The following is a 16,907-nucleotide window of genomic DNA, read 5'->3' on the forward strand; positions in this document are numbered from 1 at the left end:
ATTGCCGATGGAGCAAAACGTTTTTTTTCTGCCCCATGAAGGTCTGAAGCTCGCTGAGCTGGTAGAGTTTCTTGGGGCAGAACTCGCCAATTCCGATCACGCAGATGTCGTCGTCCGGTCTGTCGCCCCCATCAGCCGGGCACAGGCGGGCGATGTCTGTTATATTCTCTCGCGTCGTAACCGCGAGGAATTTGCGACATGCGAGGCCTCGGCGGTGATCTGCGACAAGTCGCTCGCCGATCTCGTTCCTCCGCATCTTCCGGTCATCCTCTCGTCCAATCCGCATGCGGCTTTCGCGATGGCGGGCGGTCTGTTCTACCCCGCGGCATTGCGGCCGGTCGTCATTTCGGGTGAGAGCGACATCGCTCCGAGCGCTGTCATCGATCCGAGCGCCAGGCTTGAAAAGGGCGTGATCGTCGAACCGCTGGCCGTCATCGGTGCACATGCGGAGATCGGGGAGGGAACGCGCATCGGCGCGAACTGCGTCATCGGACCGAACGTCAAGATCGGCCGGGATTGCTCGATTGCGGCTGGCGCGAGCGTTCTCTGCGCGCTGATCGGCAACGGCGTCATCATCCACAACGGCGTTCGCATCGGCCAGGATGGTTTCGGTTATGCGCCGGGTCCGCGCGGCATGATCAAGATCGTCCAGATCGGCCGGGTAATCATCCAGGACAATGTCGAGATCGGCGCCAACACCACCATCGACCGCGGCGCCATGGACGATACGGTGATCGGCGAGGGGACCAAGATCGACAATCAGGTGCAGATCGGCCACAACGTTCAGATCGGCCGCCATTGCGCCGTAGTTTCACAGGTCGGCATTGCTGGCAGCACGAAGATCGGCAACGGCGTGCAGATCGGTGGCCAGGTTGGAATCAAGGGGCATGTGACGATCGGTGACGGCGTGCAGATCGCTGCCAAAAGCGGTATCATGACCGATCTTGCAGCCGGCGGACAATATGGCGGCATACCTGCGCGTCCGTTAAAAGACTATTTGAGAGATGCCGCGCAACTGGTGTCGAAAACCAGATCGCAGGGGCGGAAACCTGGAGGCAAGCAAAATGACTGAGGAAGCCACGACAACGCTTTCTTCGGCTGACATCATTGAGATCATGAAGTTGCTGCCGCATCGTTACCCGTTTCTCATGGTCGACAAGATCATTGAGATTGACGGTGACAATACGGCGATCGGCATCAAGAACGTTACGGTGAACGAGCCGCACTTCACCGGTCATTTCCCGGAGTCACCGATCATGCCGGGCGTTCTGCTGATAGAAGGCATGGCTCAGACGGCGGGTGCGATCTGTGCCAAGAAGGAAGGTCAGCCGGGCAACCTCGTCTATTTCATGACCATCGAGAACGCGCGCTTCCGCAAGCCAGTCGTGCCTGGTGATCGCGTCGAATTCCACGTCAAGAAGCACAAGCAGCGCGGCAATATCTGGAAATTCCATTGCGACGCCAAGGTTGATGGCGCGCTTGTCGCCGAGGCCGATATCGGCGCGATGATCGTTCGTAAGGATCAGGCATGAGCAATATCGCCGAAAGCGCCCGTATTCATCCGATGGCCGTCGTCGAAGACGGGGCTACCATCGGCGAGGGCGTGAAAATCGGTCCTTTCTGCCATGTCGGGCCGCATGTTGTCCTGCATGCGCATGTCGAGCTCCTGGGGCATGCGGTCGTCACCGGCCGTACCGTCATCGGCAAGGGCACGCGCATCTTCCCGATGGCCGTCATCGGCGGTGATCCGCAGAGCGTGCATCACGGCGGCGAGGAGACGACGTTGACGGTCGGCGCCAATTGCACGATCCGTGAAGGTGTGACCATGAACACCGGAACGGCCGATTTCGGCGGCCAGACGATCGTCGGCGACAACAACCTTTTCCTAGCCAATTCCCATGTCGCACACGACTGCCGGGTCGGCAATCATGTGATCATGTCGAACAACGTCATGCTCGCCGGCCATGTCGTCATCGAGGATCGCGTGATCCTCGGCGGCGGCTCGGCCGTTCATCAGTTCACCCGTGTCGGCCGCCAGGCCTTCGTCGGCGGCCTGTCGGCGGTGAGCTACGATGTTATTCCCTATGGCATGCTGAACGGCAATCCCGGTGTGCTGAGCGGCCTCAACGTCGTCGGCATGACGCGCGCCGGCATTGATCGCGCCGTCATCCACAGAGTGCGTCGTGCTTATAAGGCGATTTTCGAGGGAACGGCCTCCATCCGCGAAAACGCCGCGGCAATCCGCGAGGAATACTCCGATTGCGAGCAGGTGGTGCAGATCCTCGACTTCATCGCGGCCGATAGCGACCGCGCACTGTCCTCGCCGACGCGAGGGCAGAAGGGCTAGTCCGTGGCTTTACCTAGCGACACCGCTGCGGGCCGGCTGGCGATCATCGCCGGCGGCGGCCTTCTGCCTTCCTATGTCGCCGAAGCCGCGCGCGCGGCCGGGGAAGATCCCATTATCGTTGCGCTGAAGGATGAGAGTGACCGGCGCTGGGAGGACTACGATCACGCCGTCATCGGCATCGGCGATTTCGCCGCCCTCGACGGGCTGTTCAACCGGTATGGCGTCGGGCGCGTGGTAATGTCGGGGAGCGTACACCGCCGGCCGGAATGGCGCGAAGTGCGCCCCACGATGCGTATCCTGATGAAGGTTCCTGCTGCTATTCGCACCCTGCTGTCCGGCGGCGACGATACGGTTTTGCAGATGGTGATCCGGTTGATCGAGGGGAACGGCCGGCGCGTCGTTGGCGCCCATGAGATCGCTCCGGATCTTCTTGCATCAGTCGGACCGCTTGGTGCCGTGGCGCCCGGTGAGGAAGATCGGCGCGATATTGCCTGCGCGGCCGAAGCCGCCGAAATGCTCGGCCGGCTCGATGTCGGGCAGGGTGCCGTCAGCATCGGCGGACGCGTCGTTGCACTGGAGGGGTTGGAAGGCACCGATCAGATGCTGGAGCGTGTCGCGGGGCTCAGGGCCGCCGGGCGTATCTCGCCGCGCCGCCGCGGCGGACTCGTCAAGCTCTGCAAGCCGCAGCAGGATATCCGCGCCGACCTCCCGGCGATCGGTGTTTCCACAATCCTGAACGCCGCGAAAGCCGGCCTTGCCGGCATCGCCGTCGAGGCCGGCCGTTCGCTGGTGCTCGATCGGGCCGCAGTCATCAGCGCCGCCGATGAGGCCCGCCTTTTCGTTTGCGGCATTGATCGCGGCTTACCGGCATGGGGGCTGGAATGAGTGGGGCGCCGCTGAAGATTGCCGTCATTGCCGGGGAGGTGTCGGGTGATCTGCTTGGCGCCGATCTCATCGCCGCGCTCAAGCGCATTCATGCCGGACCGGTGGAACTCGTCGGTGTCGGCGGCGAGGGGCTGCAGGCGGAAGGACTGCGTTCCCTATTCGATTTCTCCGAGCTGTCGATCATGGGCATCACGCAGGTGCTGACGCGGCTGCCAAGGCTGTTCGGCCTGATCCGCCGAACAACGGCGGAGATCATCGCCGCAAAGCCGGATATCCTTCTCATCATCGACAGCCCCGACTTCACCCATCGTGTCGCCAAGCGCGTGCGCACCGCGCTGCCCGACCTTCCTGTCGTTAATTACGTCTGCCCGAGCGTCTGGGCCTGGAAGGAATATCGGGCCAAGCGTATGCTCGGTTATGTCGATCACGTGCTTGCCGTCCTGCCATTTGAACCGGCAACGATGCAGCGCCTGAATGGCCCCGCCACAACCTATGTCGGGCATCGTCTGGTCGCCGACCCAGCGCTGCAGGAGACGCGCCGCCTGCGCGTGGGAAGGCGACCCGGCACCGGCACGATCCTGCTTCTTCCCGGCTCACGCTCCTCCGAAATACAGAAGCTTCTGCCTTATTTCGAGGTCGCAACGAACGAACTTGTCACCCGCAACGGGCCGACACGGTTCGTTCTGCCGACGGTGACGCACAAGGAGGCGCTTGTCCGGAAAATGACGGCGGGATGGGCGGTAAAGCCGGAGATCGTCATCGGCGCGGAAGCAAAATGGAAAGCCTTTGCCGAGGCCGATGCAGCTATGGCGGCGTCCGGAACCGTTATTCTTGAACTTGCCCTAGCCGATGTTCCCGTCGTCTCCGCCTACAAGGTCGACTGGATCATGCGCATGCTGACATCGGGCATCAAGACTTGGACCGGCGCGCTGCCGAACCTGATCGCCGATTATCCGGTCGTGCCGGAATATCTGAACGACATCGTTCGCGGCGCAAGCCTTGCACGGTGGATGGAAAGGCTGTCGGCCGACACCTATCAGCTCAAGGCGATGAAGGAAGGCTACGAGCTCATCTGGCAGCGCATGCAGACGGAAAAGCCGCCGGGCGAACACGCCGCCGAAATCCTTCTCGACGTATTGAAAAAGAAAAAACCCGGCCATTCCTGACCGGGTTTCTTTTTGAGTCCTGAAGCGATCAGCGCTTCGAAACCGGGATGTAGTCGCGCTTCGGTTCGCCGACATAGAGCTGGCGCGGACGGCCGATGCGCTGTTCCGGATCCTCGATCATCTCGTTCCACTGGGCAATCCAGCCGACGGTGCGGGCAAGCGCGAAGAGCACGGTGAACATGGTCGTGGGGAAGCCCAGCGCCTTCAGCGTGATGCCGGAATAGAAGTCGATATTCGGGTAGAGCTTCTTCTCGATGAAATATTCGTCAGTGAGCGCGATGCGCTCCAGCTCCATCGCCACTTCGAGCAGCGGATCGTCCTTGATGCCGAGTTCGCCGAGCACTTCATGCGTCGTCTTCTGCATGATCTTGGCGCGCGGATCGTAATTCTTGTAGACGCGGTGACCGAAGCCCATCAGGCGGAACGGATCGTTCTTGTCCTTGGCGCGGGCGATGTATTCCGGAATGTGGTCGACCGAGCCGATTTCCGTCAGCATGTTGAGCGCCGCTTCGTTGGCGCCGCCGTGAGCGGGGCCCCAGAGGCAGGCGATGCCGGCGGCGATGCAGGCGAACGGGTTGGCGCCCGACGAACCGGCGAGACGGACGGTCGAGGTCGAGGCGTTCTGTTCGTGATCGGCATGCAGAATGAAGATGCGGTCCATCGCGCGGGCAAGCACCGGATTGACAACATATTCCTCGCAGGGAACAGCAAAGCACATGCGCAGGAAGTTCGACGCGTAATCGAGGTCGTTCTTCGGGTAAACGAAGGGCTGGCCGATATGGTACTTGTAGGCCATGGCGGCAAGCGTCGGCATCTTGGCAATCATGCGCAGGCTGGCGACCATGCGCTGGTGCGGATCGGTGATGTCAGTCGAGTCGTGATAGAAGGCCGACAGCGCGCCGACGCAGCCGCACATGACGGCCATCGGATGCGCGTCGCGGCGGAAGCCGGTGAAGAAGCGGGTCATCTGTTCATGCACCATCGTGTGATGCGTGACGCGATAGTCGAAATCCTTCTTTTGCGCAGCGGTCGGCAGTTCGCCGTAGAGCAGGAGGTAGCAGACCTCGAGGAAGTCGCCATGCTCGGCGAGCTGTTCGATCGGATAACCGCGGTGCAGCAGGACACCCTCGTCGCCGTCGATATAGGTGATTTTCGATTCACAGGATGCGGTCGAAGTGAAGCCCGGATCGTAGGTGAAGGAGGCGGTGTTCTTGTAGAGGGCACCGATATCGATGACGCTCGGGCCGATCGTGCCGCTTTTAACGGCAAGGTCGACTGATTTGTCACCGATTTTTATTGTAGCGCTTTGATCCGTCATGCTGATCCTCCGAAATGTCGGTGGCGCCATAAAAGCGCCATAGGGGTTAAGCGTCCTTTCCGATAGCTATATGATCGGGACGCTAATGCCAAGTTACCGTGACGGCATTTTGTGCATTGCGGCAACACCTTTTAGGCACTGCAGCGATGAGCCGCACGCATAGCGGAAGCCGATGATTCAACTGACCTTTTGCCGCTTACGATTTTCCCTCATATTTCAATCGATTATTCTTGCCGGATTTGCGTTAAGGTTGCATTCTGGGGTCTGGGCGGAATGACCTCGGGCGGCGCATGCAGGAAATGACGACAGCCGAATTGCGGCCGAAGGCGGGCGTCGGCCCAGCCGATCCCACGCCTTTTCATACGCCTGCCGCGGGGACGCCGGCAACGACCCAGTCCTCGGTACCTTTACGACACCGGCTGACGGCCGCAATCACCCAATTATCGCGTGCCGGCGTTCGCATGCTGAGCGAGGAGGTGGACTACGGCCGCCTGCTTTTATTCTCGCCGGTTCTCCTCGGCGCCGGCTCCGCCTTCTGGTTTCTGGCGGCGACAGATATTCCGGTCGTTCCATCGCTGCTCGGCCTGTTGACGTTGACGGTTGCGGTTTTCGTCGCGGGCTGCGCACGGCCGGCGTTGCAGACAACGCTTCTAACGCTGGCGCTTATGGTGTGCGGCATGCTCTGCGCTCAGTTCGAGAGCTGGCGGGTCTCCACCGTCATGCTCGATTCATCGGTGACGACGACGGTGACAGGCCGCGTCGAGCGGCGCGAAGGCGACGATCGCGGGCGGTGGCGCTATATTCTTGCCCTCACAGGCACCGCCGAGCCGGAGGTGAAGCGGCCGCCGAGGCGGGTAACCGTCATCGCCCGCGGCGCCGATGTGCCTTTCGAGATCGGTGATATCATCACCGGCAGGGCACGGCTGACGCCGCCGGCAGGCCCGGCGCTGCCCGAACTCAACGATTTTTCCTTCGCGGCTTATTTCGATGGCATCGGTGCAAACGGCTTCTTCTACGGCGCGCCGACGAAGCTCGAAGCGCAGGCGCCGCCGCCGGAGGCGAGATGGAGTTCCGATGCCCTGCTCGAGTGGCTCTATAGGCTGCGTAGCGGCATCGGCGATCGCATACGCGCGATTCTGCCTGGCGACACGGGCGCATTTGCCGCCGCTCTCGTGACGGACGAGCGGCGCGCGATTTCGAACGAGACGACGGACGCACTGCGCCAGTCAGGCCTTGCCCACATTATCGCTATATCAGGCCTCAACATGGCTCTGTCGGCCGGCATCTTCTTCGTCGGCTTTAGGATGCTGCTCAGCCTCTTTCCGGGTGTCGCTCAGGCCTATCCGACCAAGAAGTTTGCCGCCGCCGGAGCGCTCATCGCCGTCACGGCCTATTTTCTGATCTCGGGTTTCGCCGTCTCGGCAGAGCGCGCCTTCATCATGATGGCCATTATGCTGATTGCTGTCTTCTTCGACCGGCCGTCGATCAGCCTGCGCAACGTCGCTCTTTCCGCGCTTGTTATCATTGTGATCTCACCTTCCGAAGTCCTGGGCCCGAGTTTTCAAATGTCCTTTGCCGCGACGCTGGCGCTGGTATCGGCTTATCAGCTGTGGAAGGAACGGCGCGTCGGCGAAAGCGCCCTGCCGAAAATGCCGGCCCTGCGGCTGGCCGCTGCGGTCGCACGCTTTTTCAGCGGCGTTTTCCTGACTTCGCTGATCGGCGGCTTTTCCACGGCGCTGTTTTCGATCGAGCATTTTCATCGCCTGACGGCCTATGGTCTCCCGGCAAACCTCGCGACCATGCCGATCATCTCCTTCATCGTCATGCCGGCCGGGTTGTTGGCGATGCTGCTCATGCCTTTCGGGCTTGATATATTGCCTTGGAAGGTGGTCGGATTCGGCCTCGATCTGGTGATCGTGGTGGCAAAGACGATATCCGGTTGGGGCGGGAATATCGGCGTCGGTCGATTGCCCAGCTGGTATTTCACGCTGGCCGTGGCAGGTTTCCTGCTGATGACCTTGCTGCGGACGCGGCTGCGCCATGTCGGCACCGCTCTCATCGCCGTCTCGACGCTTGCAGTAGTGGTTCTGCCGGCATCCCGGCCGCCGGATCTGGTGATTTCGGAAGACGGCGCGCTCGTCGCGGTCGTCACGCCGGCAGCAATGGCCTCCAATCGCGAAAGGCCGCCGGATTTCATCTTCGATCAGTGGCAGAGGGCGCTCGTTCTGACGGTGCATAATCCGCCGACGATGCTGGATAGTCCTGCGAGCCCGGAGGATAAGGAGAGGCGCCTCAGGCTTTCCCGCGAGCAGCAGAACGAAGCGAAGATCGCGATGCAGGCGGCCGCGGCCGGCGCTGAGGCGGAAAGCTTTTCCTGCCTCAGGAAAGCCTGGTGCATAGCCAAGCTTGCAAACGGTCATATCGTGACCGTCATCGAAAATGCCGCCTATCTCGGCCCTGCTTGCGATGCCGGCGATATTGTCGTAACGTCGGTACGCCTGCGCTTCGCCAGCTGCCGCTCGGGTGCGGCGCTGTTTACCGGCGAAACGCTGCGCAGGACCGGTTCGGTCGAATTGCGTTTCACTGAGAGCGGCCTCGAGGTCGCGACGGCCTTCGATGCATTATCGCGGCCATGGATGCGCCACCGCGCCTATGATTGGCGCAGCAACAGTTTTACCGATTCCGGCCCGTCCAGCGTCAGTGATAGCGGCGGATGAGGCCGACCAGCTTGCCCTGCACCTTGACGCGGTCGGGTCCGAAGATGCGGGTCTCATAGGCCGGGTTGGCGGCTTCCAGGGCGATCGATGCGCCCTTGCGGCGGAAACGCTTCAGCGTTGCTTCCTCGTCGTCGACGAGGGCAACGACGATATCGCCGGGACTTGCAGTGCTGCCGTTACGGATGATCACCGTATCGCCGTCGAAGATGCCGGCGTCGATCATCGAATCGCCCTTGACCTCCAGCGCGTAGTGCTCACCGGAGCCAAGCATATCGGCGGGAACGACGATGTCGTGCGTGTTGTTCTGGATCGCCGAAATCGGAACGCCGGCGGCGATACGTCCCATGACCGGCACGGAGACGGAGTTGCCGTTGTCTGCGACCGCCTTTGCCGCAGCAGGGGCGGCGACCGGCTGGGGCTTGCCGAGGCTGCCCTCGATAACGCTCGGCGAAAAACCGCGGCGCGGTTGAAGACTGGGGCTATAGGCCTCTGGAAGCTTGATCACTTCGAGCGCTCGGGCGCGGTTCGGTAGGCGGCGAATGAAGCCGCGTTCCTCTAGCGCCGTGATCAGGCGGTGGATGCCTGATTTCGAGGCGAGGTCCAGAGCATCCTTCATTTCGTCGAAAGAGGGAGGAACGCCGGATTCCTTCATGCGCTCATGAATGAAAAGGAGAAGCTCCTGTTGTTTGCGCGTGAGCATCGACGTCAGACCCCGTGATTGAAACAAATCCAGAACAGACACTATATGTTCCATATGTGTTCTGCAAGTAGCTAAATTTCCGTAAAACTTCCCGTCAACTCGTTGAGATTTTTATTTTCATTCGCCGGATTTGGCGCGCAAGCCTTGAATTGACCGCGTGCCGTCGCACATCTCATGCCATTTCAGGGAGAGGGACATTATGAAAGACCATTCCGCCAAGCCGCACCCGCTGGATCATGTCGTGTTGCCTGTCGTCAATATAGACCTGGCGCGCGAGAGGCTCGGGAAACTCGGCTTCACCGTTGCCGCCGATGCGCGCCACCCCTTCGGCACGGAGAATGCCTGCGTATTCTTTGCCGACAAGACCTATCTGGAGCCGCTCGGTGTAGCGAGCGTCGAGGAGAGCGAGCTATCGGCGCGGCAGGGTAACGTCTTTACCGCCCACAACCAGGCCTTTCGCTTCCGCTGCGGCGAGGAAGGGCTTTCGGCGATAGCCTTCGGCACCGGGGATTGCGGGCTCGATCATAAGAGTTTCATCGACAAGGGATCGAGCGCCGGCAAGATGCTGGAGTTTAGTCGGACTATGAAAATGCCGGATGGTTCCGAGAGCATCGGGAGCTTCAGACTGGCTTTTGCCGGCGATCTCCGCGCGCCCGATCTCCTTCTCTTTGCCGTCGAGCGCGTCAACCCGTTGCCGGCCGATCGCGGTTCGCTGGAAAGGCATGACAATGGCGTCACCGGCATTGCTGAGGTGGCGCTCTGCGCACCGGAGCCGGCGGCTTTCGCCGCCTTCGTCGGCCTTGCCGCAGCGCAATCGGCAGCCGAGAAAACCGGGTTTGGCGTCAATATCGCGGCCTCGAATGCGAGGATCAGCCTGGTGACGCCGGAGGGGCTGGAGGCCTATTTCGAGACCGCGGTCTCACCCGCCGAGCGCGGACTGCGCGGCCGGGCAATCCTCTTCAATGTCGCCGATCTTGCCGTGACAGAAGCGCATTTGGCTGCTAACGGGGTGACGTATACGCGTAAGAACAACCGCATTCTGGTGAAGCCCGCGCCCGGCCAGGGCACGCTCTTTGCCTTCGAGGAACCACGATGAGCTCCGATACGAATTCCGAAGTCAAGATCGGCGAAGGCGATGGTCAAGTCACCTTTTCCAATACAGGCCGCCTGTCGCTGATCGCCGGCCCCTGCCAGATGGAAAGCCGCGATCATGCCTTCATGGTGGCCGGCACGCTGAAAGAGCTTTGCGGCAAGCTCGGCATAGGCCTCGTCTACAAGAGCTCTTTCGACAAGGCGAACCGCACCTCCCTCTCGGCCGAGCGCGGCATCGGCCTGGAGAAGGGCATGGAGGTCTTTGCCGATCTGAAAAAGGAATTCGGCTTTCCCGTCTTGACCGACGTCCACACCGCCGAGCAATGCGCGGAGGTGGCAAAGATCGTCGATGTCCTGCAGATCCCGGCTTTCCTCTGCCGCCAGACCGACCTTCTGATCGCCGCCGCCAGGACCGGCCGCGCCGTCAATGTCAAGAAGGGCCAGTTCCTCGCACCCTGGGACATGAAGAACGTCCTGAAGAAGCTCAACGCCAGCGGCAATCCAAACGTGCTGCTGTGCGAGCGCGGCGCTTCCTTCGGCTACAATACTTTGGTCTCCGACATGCGCTCGCTGCCGATCATGGCGGCGATGGGCGCTCCCGTTGTCTTCGATGCGACGCATTCCGTTGCCCAGCCGGGCGGGCAGGGCGATTCCTCGGGCGGCCAGCGGGAGTTCGTGGAAACGCTGGCGCGTGCGGCGGTCGCGACGGGAATTGCCGGCGTCTTCCTCGAAACCCATCAGGACCCCGACAACGCACCGTCCGATGGCCCGAATATGGTCTATCTCAGGGACATGCCGCGCCTGCTTGAGAAGCTGCTTGCCTTCGACGCAATCGCCAAGGCCTGACATTCAACAGGCTGACATGATCGTGGTTTAGGCCACGACATAATACCGTTCGAAGGCAGGAAATTGCGGCATTGTAATTTGCACGCCTTCGATTATGACAGGCTTCGAACGACCTATCACCCACCGAGCAGGAAGAACCCATGACTGCAATCACCGATATCATCGCCCGCGAGATTCTCGATAGCCGTGGCAACCCCACCGTCGAAGTCGACGTCTATCTCGAAGACGGCAGCATGGGCCGCGCGGCCGTTCCCTCGGGCGCCTCGACCGGCGCGCACGAGGCGGTCGAGCTGCGCGACGGCGGCAAGCGCTACCTTGGCAAGGGCGTTCAGAAGGCGGTCGATGCCGCCAACACCGAGATCTTCGACGCGATCGGCGGCATCGATGCCGAAAACCAGATCCAGATCGACAACATCATGATCGAACTCGACGGCACGCCGAACAAGTCGCGCCTCGGCGCCAACGCCATCCTCGGCGTCTCGCTCGCTGTCGCCAAGGCTGCCGCCCAGGCATCAGGCCTGCCGCTTTATCGCTATGTCGGCGGCGCTTCCGCCAGCCTGCTGCCGGTGCCGATGATGAACATCATCAATGGCGGCGCCCATGCCGACAATCCGATCGATTTCCAGGAATTCATGATCCTGCCGGTCGGCGCCGATACGATCGCTGAAGCCGTGCGCATGGGGTCGGAAGTCTTCCATACGCTCCGCAAGGAACTTGCCGCGCAAGGCCACAACACCAATGTCGGCGATGAAGGCGGTTTTGCACCGGGCTTGAAGAGCGCGCCCGAGGCCCTGGACTTCATCATGAAGTCGATCGAGAAAGCCGGCTACAAGCCGGGCGACGACATGTGCCTCGGCCTCGACTGCGCCTCGACGGAATTCTTCAAGGACGGCAAATATGTTCTGGAGGGCGAAGGCCGCACGCTCGAATCGGGCGCCATGGCCGAATATTTGGCCGAACTCGCGGGCAAGTATCCGATCATCTCGATCGAGGACGGCATGGCCGAGGACGACTGGGATGGCTGGAAGACGCTGACCGATCTGATCGGCAACAAGACCCAGCTCGTTGGCGACGACCTCTTCGTCACCAACTCGGCCCGCCTTCGCGACGGAATTCGCATGGGTGTCGCCAACTCGATCCTCGTTAAGGTCAACCAGATTGGTTCGCTCACGGAAACGCTCGACGCGGTCAACACGGCGCACAAGGCGGCCTATACCGCCGTCATGTCGCACCGCTCCGGCGAAACGGAAGATTCGACAATCGCCGATCTCGCGGTTGCGACCAACTGCGGTCAGATCAAGACCGGCTCGCTGTCGCGTTCCGACCGTCTTGCCAAGTACAACCAGCTGATCCGCATCGAGGAAGGCCTCGGCCCTCAGGCCCAGTATGCCGGCCGCTCGATCATCAAAGGCTGATCGCTTCTGACTTTCAGCTCCCCGACCCGCGCTTCATGGCGCGGGTTTTTTGTTGCTCGAATTTAGAGTCAACGAACGGTTAATCTCTGCGCGGTATGCTCGAAGAATTGGTAATGCGTTCAAGAGCATACGTGTATGTGGACAAAGCATCATAAGAAGAGAAAGATCGGCCGCTTCGTCGTTCCGGCCATGACGGTCGCCTTCCTCTCCTATTTCGGCTATCATTGCATCCATGGCGATTACGGCCTGCGGGCGACGGAGACGTTCGAGCGCCAGCGCATCGCACGCGAAAAAGAGCTTGCGGTGTTGAAGGCGAAGCGCGAACATCTGGAAAGCCAGGTCGCCCTGCTCAGTGACGGCTCGCTCGACAAGGATATGTTGGACGAAAAGGCGCGATATCAGCTGAATATGTCGCGTGCGGACGAGATCGTCATATTCAATCATTATTCGAATTAACCAGAATCGAGTTAATCGATATTTCGTCTTTGTTGCCAATGGCTTAGCGGCGAATACGAGCCATGCAATTATGGCATTGCTGTGGTCATGTTTCTTCCCTATGGTACGCGCCACCGAGAAACGACAAACCCATAGGGAGGGTTGAATGGCGCCGCGAAAGACCGCGACCGTTTCCAGCCGCAAAACTGCAGCAAAACCAGCAGCCAAAGCATCGAACGGAGGCCCAATAGCCGACTTCGATCGGGATGAGGAACTCAAGGCCTATCGCGAGATGCTACTGATCCGCCGCTTCGAGGAGAAGGCGGGTCAGCTTTATGGTATGGGCTTCATCGGCGGCTTTTGCCATCTCTACATCGGTCAGGAAGCCGTTGTCGTCGGCATGCAGATGGCGCAGAAGGAAGGCGATCAGGTCATCACCGCCTATCGAGACCACGGCCATATGCTTGCTACCGGCATGGAAGCGCGCGGCGTGATGGCGGAACTGACCGGGCGCCGCAGCGGCTATTCCCACGGGAAGGGCGGCTCGATGCACATGTTCTCGAAAGAGAAACATTTCTACGGCGGCCACGGCATCGTCGGCGCCCAGGTTTCACTCGGAACCGGTCTCGCCTTCGCAAACCGCTATCGCGGCAATGACAATGTCGCCATCGCCTATTTCGGCGACGGCGCCGCCAACCAGGGCCAGGTTTACGAGAGTTTCAACATGGCCGCTCTCTGGAAGCTGCCGATCATCTATGTCGTCGAAAACAACCGCTACGCCATGGGCACGTCGACGGCGCGCGCCACGGCGCAGTCGAATTACTCGCTGCGCGGCTCGGGTTTCGGCATCCCCGGCATGCAGGTTGACGGCATGGACGTTCGCGCCGTCAAGGCGGCGGCCGACGAGGCGCTCGAACATTGCCGCTCCGGCAAGGGCCCGATCATCCTCGAGATGCTGACCTACCGTTATCGCGGCCACTCCATGTCCGATCCGGCGAAGTATCGCACCAAGGAAGAAGTGCAGAAGATGCGCTCCGAGCAGGATCCGATCGAGCAGGTGAAGGCGCGCCTCATCGAAAAGGGCTGGGCGTCCGAAGACGATCTGAAGGCGATCGACAAGGATGTCCGCGACATCGTCGCCGACAGCGCCGACTTCGCCCAGGCCGATCCTGAGCCGGATGCATCCGAGCTCTATACCGACATTCTGCTCTAATCGGGGAGGGAACTCATGCCTATCGATATCCTCATGCCCGCCCTCTCTCCGACGATGGAAGAAGGCACTCTGTCCAAATGGCTGAAGCAGGAGGGTGACAAGGTCACCTCAGGCGACGTCATTGCCGAAATCGAAACCGATAAGGCGACGATGGAAGTCGAAGCCGTCGACGAAGGCATTATCGGCAAGCTGCTGGTCGATGCCGGAACCGAAGGCGTCAAGGTCAACACCAAGATTGCCGTGCTGCTGCAGGACGGCGAATCGGCCTCGGATATATCAGCCGCCAAACCGGCAGTCGCCGCCGCACCCCAGGTGCCCCAGGAAGAAAAGCCGACCGACACCGGCTCGGCCTCAGCGCCGCTTCCGGCCGAGCCGAAGGCCGTCATTCCGAACGATCCCGAAATTCCTGCCGGTACCGAAATGGTGTCGATGACCGTGCGCGAAGCGCTTCGCGACGCCATGGCCGAAGAAATGCGCGCCAATGAAGACGTCTTCGTGATGGGCGAGGAAGTCGCGGAATATCAGGGCGCCTACAAGGTCACGCAGGGCCTGCTGCAGGAATTCGGCCCCCGCCGGGTTGTCGATACGCCAATTACCGAGCATGGCTTCGCCGGCGTCGGTGTCGGTGCGGCAATGGCCGGCCTTCGCCCGATCGTCGAATTCATGACTTTCAACTTCGCCATGCAGGCGATCGATCAAATCATCAACTCGGCCGCCAAGACGCTATACATGTCCGGCGGCCAGATGGGTGCGCCGATCGTCTTCCGCGGCCCGAACGGTGCCGCCGCCCGCGTCGCCGCCCAGCACAGCCAGGACTATGCCGCCTGGTACAGCGCCATTCCCGGTCTGAAGGTCATCATGCCCTACACGGCGGCGGACGCGAAGGGCCTGCTGAAGGCGGCAATTCGCGATCCGAACCCGATCATCTTCCTCGAGAACGAATTTCTCTACGGCCAGCACTTCGATGTGCCGAAGCTCGATAACTTCGTGCTCCCGATCGGCAAGGCGCGCATCCATCGTCAGGGCAAGGACGCCACGGTCGTCTCCTTCGGTATCGGCATGACCTATGCAACGAAGGCGGTCGCCGAACTCGAACAGCTCGGCATCGACGTCGAATTGATCGACCTTCGCACAATCCGCCCGATGGACCTTCCCACGGTTATCGAATCGGTGAAGAAAACCGGCCGCCTCATCACTGTCGAGGAAGGTTATCCGCAATCCTCGGTCGGCACCGAAATCGCCACCCGCGTCATGCAGCAGGCCTTCGACTATCTCGATGCGCCGATCCTGACGATTGCGGGCAAGGACGTGCCGATGCCTTACGCCGCCAATCTCGAAAAGTTGGCACTTCCGAATGTCGGCGAAGTTGTCGATGCGGTGAAGGCTGTCTGCTACAAATAAGGGAGGGTATCTCGATGCCGATCAATATCACGATGCCCGCCCTCTCTCCGACGATGGAGGAAGGCAATCTGGCCAAGTGGCTGGTCAAGGAAGGCGACAAGGTCAAGTCTGGCGATGTGATCGCCGAGATCGAGACCGACAAGGCGACGATGGAAGTCGAAGCTGTCGATGAAGGCACTGTTGCCAAGCTCGTCGTTCCCGCCGGCACCGAAGGCGTCAAGGTCAATGCCCTGATCGCCGTTCTTGCCGCCGATGGCGAAGATGTTTCGGCTGCCGCAAGCGGCGCGGGATCCGCCGCTCCCGCCAAGGCAGAGGGCGCAGCTGCGCCGAAAGTCGAAGCTGCGCCGGCGAAGACCGAGGCCGCTCCGGCGCCGGCACCTGCCGCTGCACCCGCGGCCGTTTCGGCTGGTGGCAACCGTACCTTCTCTTCACCGCTCGCGCGCCGTCTGGCCAAGGAAGCCGGCATCGACCTTTCGGCCGTCGCCGGTTCCGGTCCGCATGGCCGCGTGATCAAGAGCGATATCGAAGCCACCCTTGCCGGCGGCGCCAAGCCCGCTCCCGCGCCTGCCGCTGCTCCGGCTCCGCAGGCTGCTGCACCGGCTCCGGCTGCTGCCGCGCCGAAAGGCGCCTCCGAGGATGCCGTGCTTAAGCTGTTCGAGCCGGGCTCCTACGAACTCGTGCCGCATGACGGCATGCGCAAGACGATCGCTCGGCGCCTGGTCGAATCCAAGCAGACGATTCCGCATTTCTACGTCAGCGTTGATTGCGAGCTCGACGCTCTCATGGCGCTGCGCGCCCAGCTCAACGACGCAGCGCCCCGCAAGGACGGCGCTCCGGCCTATAAGCTCTCGGTCAATGATATGGTCATCAAGGCCATGGCGCTGGCGCTGCGCGACGTTCCGGACGCCAATGTGTCGTGGACCGACAACAACATGGTCAAGCACAAGCACGCCGATGTCGGCGTGGCCGTTTCGATCCCCGGCGGCCTGATCACGCCGATCATCCGCAAGGCGGAGCAGAAGACGCTGTCGGTCATCGCCAACGAGATGCGCGATCTCGGCAAGCGGGCCAAGGACCGCAAGCTGAAGCCCGAGGAATATCAGGGCGGCACGAGTTCGGTCTCGAACATGGGCATGATGGGCGTGAAGAACTTCGCCGCCGTCGTCAACCCGCCGCATGCGACGATCCTCGCGGTCGGTGCTGGGGAGCAGCGGGTCGTCGTCAAGAACGGCGAAATGGCCATTGCGTCGGTCATGACGGTCACGCTCTCGACCGACCATCGCTGCGTCGATGGCGCCCTCGGCGCCGAGTTGCTCCAGGCCTTCAAGGGCTACATCGAAAACCCGATGGGCATGCTTGTCTGACAGCGAAG

15 protein-coding genes are annotated in these 16,907 nt (G+C 61.3%); 13 read left to right on the forward strand and 2 right to left on the reverse strand.

What is annotated here, in order from left to right; genetic code table 11:
* Positions 1-7 precede the first annotated feature (7 nt).
* Genes lpxD through lpxB form a run of 5 tightly spaced genes read left to right on the forward strand, consistent with a single transcriptional unit; the run spans position 8 to position 4,398 of the window.
* Positions 8-1,072 carry a UDP-3-O-(3-hydroxymyristoyl)glucosamine N-acyltransferase gene (gene lpxD / locus FFR93_RS17395; protein WP_064712837.1) on the forward strand — a complete coding sequence of 355 codons (1,065 nt, stop codon included), beginning with the start codon at positions 8-10 and terminating at the stop codon, positions 1,070-1,072.
* On the forward strand, positions 1,065-1,532 hold the full coding sequence (gene fabZ, locus FFR93_RS17400; protein ID WP_064709042.1) for a 3-hydroxyacyl-ACP dehydratase FabZ: 468 nt from the start codon (positions 1,065-1,067) through the stop codon (positions 1,530-1,532). Before lpxD ends, fabZ begins: the two co-directional genes overlap by 8 nt.
* A complete protein-coding gene (gene lpxA, locus FFR93_RS17405) occupies positions 1,529-2,347 on the forward strand; it encodes an acyl-ACP--UDP-N-acetylglucosamine O-acyltransferase (protein WP_138394143.1) in 819 nt (272 codons plus the stop codon). The genes fabZ and lpxA overlap by 4 nt, the downstream gene beginning before the upstream one ends.
* Positions 2,348-2,350: 3 nt before the next feature.
* Entirely contained in the window at positions 2,351-3,232 is an 882-nt protein-coding gene (locus FFR93_RS17410) for an LpxI family protein (RefSeq protein ID WP_064709040.1), read from the forward strand.
* The gene (gene lpxB, locus FFR93_RS17415; RefSeq protein WP_138394144.1) at positions 3,229-4,398 is read left to right on the forward strand and encodes a lipid-A-disaccharide synthase; all 1,170 of its coding nucleotides are present in this window, start codon (positions 3,229-3,231) and stop codon (positions 4,396-4,398) included. The genes FFR93_RS17410 and lpxB overlap by 4 nt, the downstream gene beginning before the upstream one ends.
* Positions 4,399-4,426: 28 nt before the next feature.
* Here lpxB and gltA read toward each other — a convergent pair whose 3' ends face one another.
* Entirely contained in the window at positions 4,427-5,716 is a 1,290-nt protein-coding gene (gene gltA / locus FFR93_RS17420) for a citrate synthase (protein WP_064709038.1), read from the reverse strand.
* A 290-nt stretch (positions 5,717-6,006) separates the two neighbouring features.
* On the opposite strand from gltA, the gene FFR93_RS17425 reads away from it, so the two are divergent.
* The gene (locus FFR93_RS17425) at positions 6,007-8,433 is read left to right on the forward strand and encodes a ComEC/Rec2 family competence protein (protein WP_138394145.1); all 2,427 of its coding nucleotides are present in this window, start codon (positions 6,007-6,009) and stop codon (positions 8,431-8,433) included.
* Here FFR93_RS17425 and lexA read toward each other — a convergent pair.
* Positions 8,414-9,133, reverse strand: a complete 720-nt coding sequence (lexA, locus tag FFR93_RS17430; protein WP_064709188.1) for a transcriptional repressor LexA — start codon at positions 9,131-9,133, stop codon at positions 8,414-8,416. The genes FFR93_RS17425 and lexA overlap by 20 nt on opposite strands.
* A 199-nt stretch (positions 9,134-9,332) precedes the next feature.
* On the opposite strand from lexA, the gene FFR93_RS17435 reads away from it, so the two are divergent.
* From FFR93_RS17435 to FFR93_RS17465, 7 genes are all read left to right on the forward strand, one after another.
* Positions 9,333-10,229: a VOC family protein gene (locus FFR93_RS17435; RefSeq protein ID WP_138394146.1), complete on the forward strand. Its 897-nt coding sequence runs from the start codon at positions 9,333-9,335 to the stop codon at positions 10,227-10,229.
* Positions 10,226-11,071, forward strand: coding sequence for a 3-deoxy-8-phosphooctulonate synthase (gene kdsA / locus FFR93_RS17440; protein WP_064712832.1), 846 nt, complete (start codon positions 10,226-10,228; stop codon positions 11,069-11,071). The genes FFR93_RS17435 and kdsA overlap by 4 nt, the downstream gene beginning before the upstream one ends.
* 140 nt (positions 11,072-11,211) lie before the next feature.
* A complete protein-coding gene (gene eno / locus FFR93_RS17445) occupies positions 11,212-12,486 on the forward strand; it encodes a phosphopyruvate hydratase (protein ID WP_064709034.1) in 1,275 nt (424 codons plus the stop codon).
* A gap of 135 nt (positions 12,487-12,621) precedes the next feature.
* Positions 12,622-12,942: a septum formation initiator family protein gene (locus FFR93_RS17450; RefSeq protein ID WP_064709033.1), complete on the forward strand. Its 321-nt coding sequence runs from the start codon at positions 12,622-12,624 to the stop codon at positions 12,940-12,942.
* A 145-nt stretch (positions 12,943-13,087) separates the two neighbouring features.
* Entirely contained in the window at positions 13,088-14,134 is a 1,047-nt protein-coding gene (pdhA, locus tag FFR93_RS17455) for a pyruvate dehydrogenase (acetyl-transferring) E1 component subunit alpha (RefSeq protein ID WP_064709032.1), read from the forward strand.
* 15 nt (positions 14,135-14,149) lie between these two features.
* The gene (locus tag FFR93_RS17460; RefSeq protein ID WP_138394147.1) at positions 14,150-15,535 is read left to right on the forward strand and encodes a pyruvate dehydrogenase complex E1 component subunit beta; all 1,386 of its coding nucleotides are present in this window, start codon (positions 14,150-14,152) and stop codon (positions 15,533-15,535) included.
* 14 nt (positions 15,536-15,549) lie between these two features.
* Entirely contained in the window at positions 15,550-16,899 is a 1,350-nt protein-coding gene (locus FFR93_RS17465; RefSeq protein ID WP_138394148.1) for a pyruvate dehydrogenase complex dihydrolipoamide acetyltransferase, read from the forward strand.
* Positions 16,900-16,907 lie beyond the last annotated feature (8 nt).

Origin of the sequence: Rhizobium sp. MHM7A, assembly GCF_005862215.1 — a bacterium.
GTDB lineage: Bacteria > Pseudomonadota > Alphaproteobacteria > Rhizobiales > Rhizobiaceae > Rhizobium > Rhizobium bangladeshense.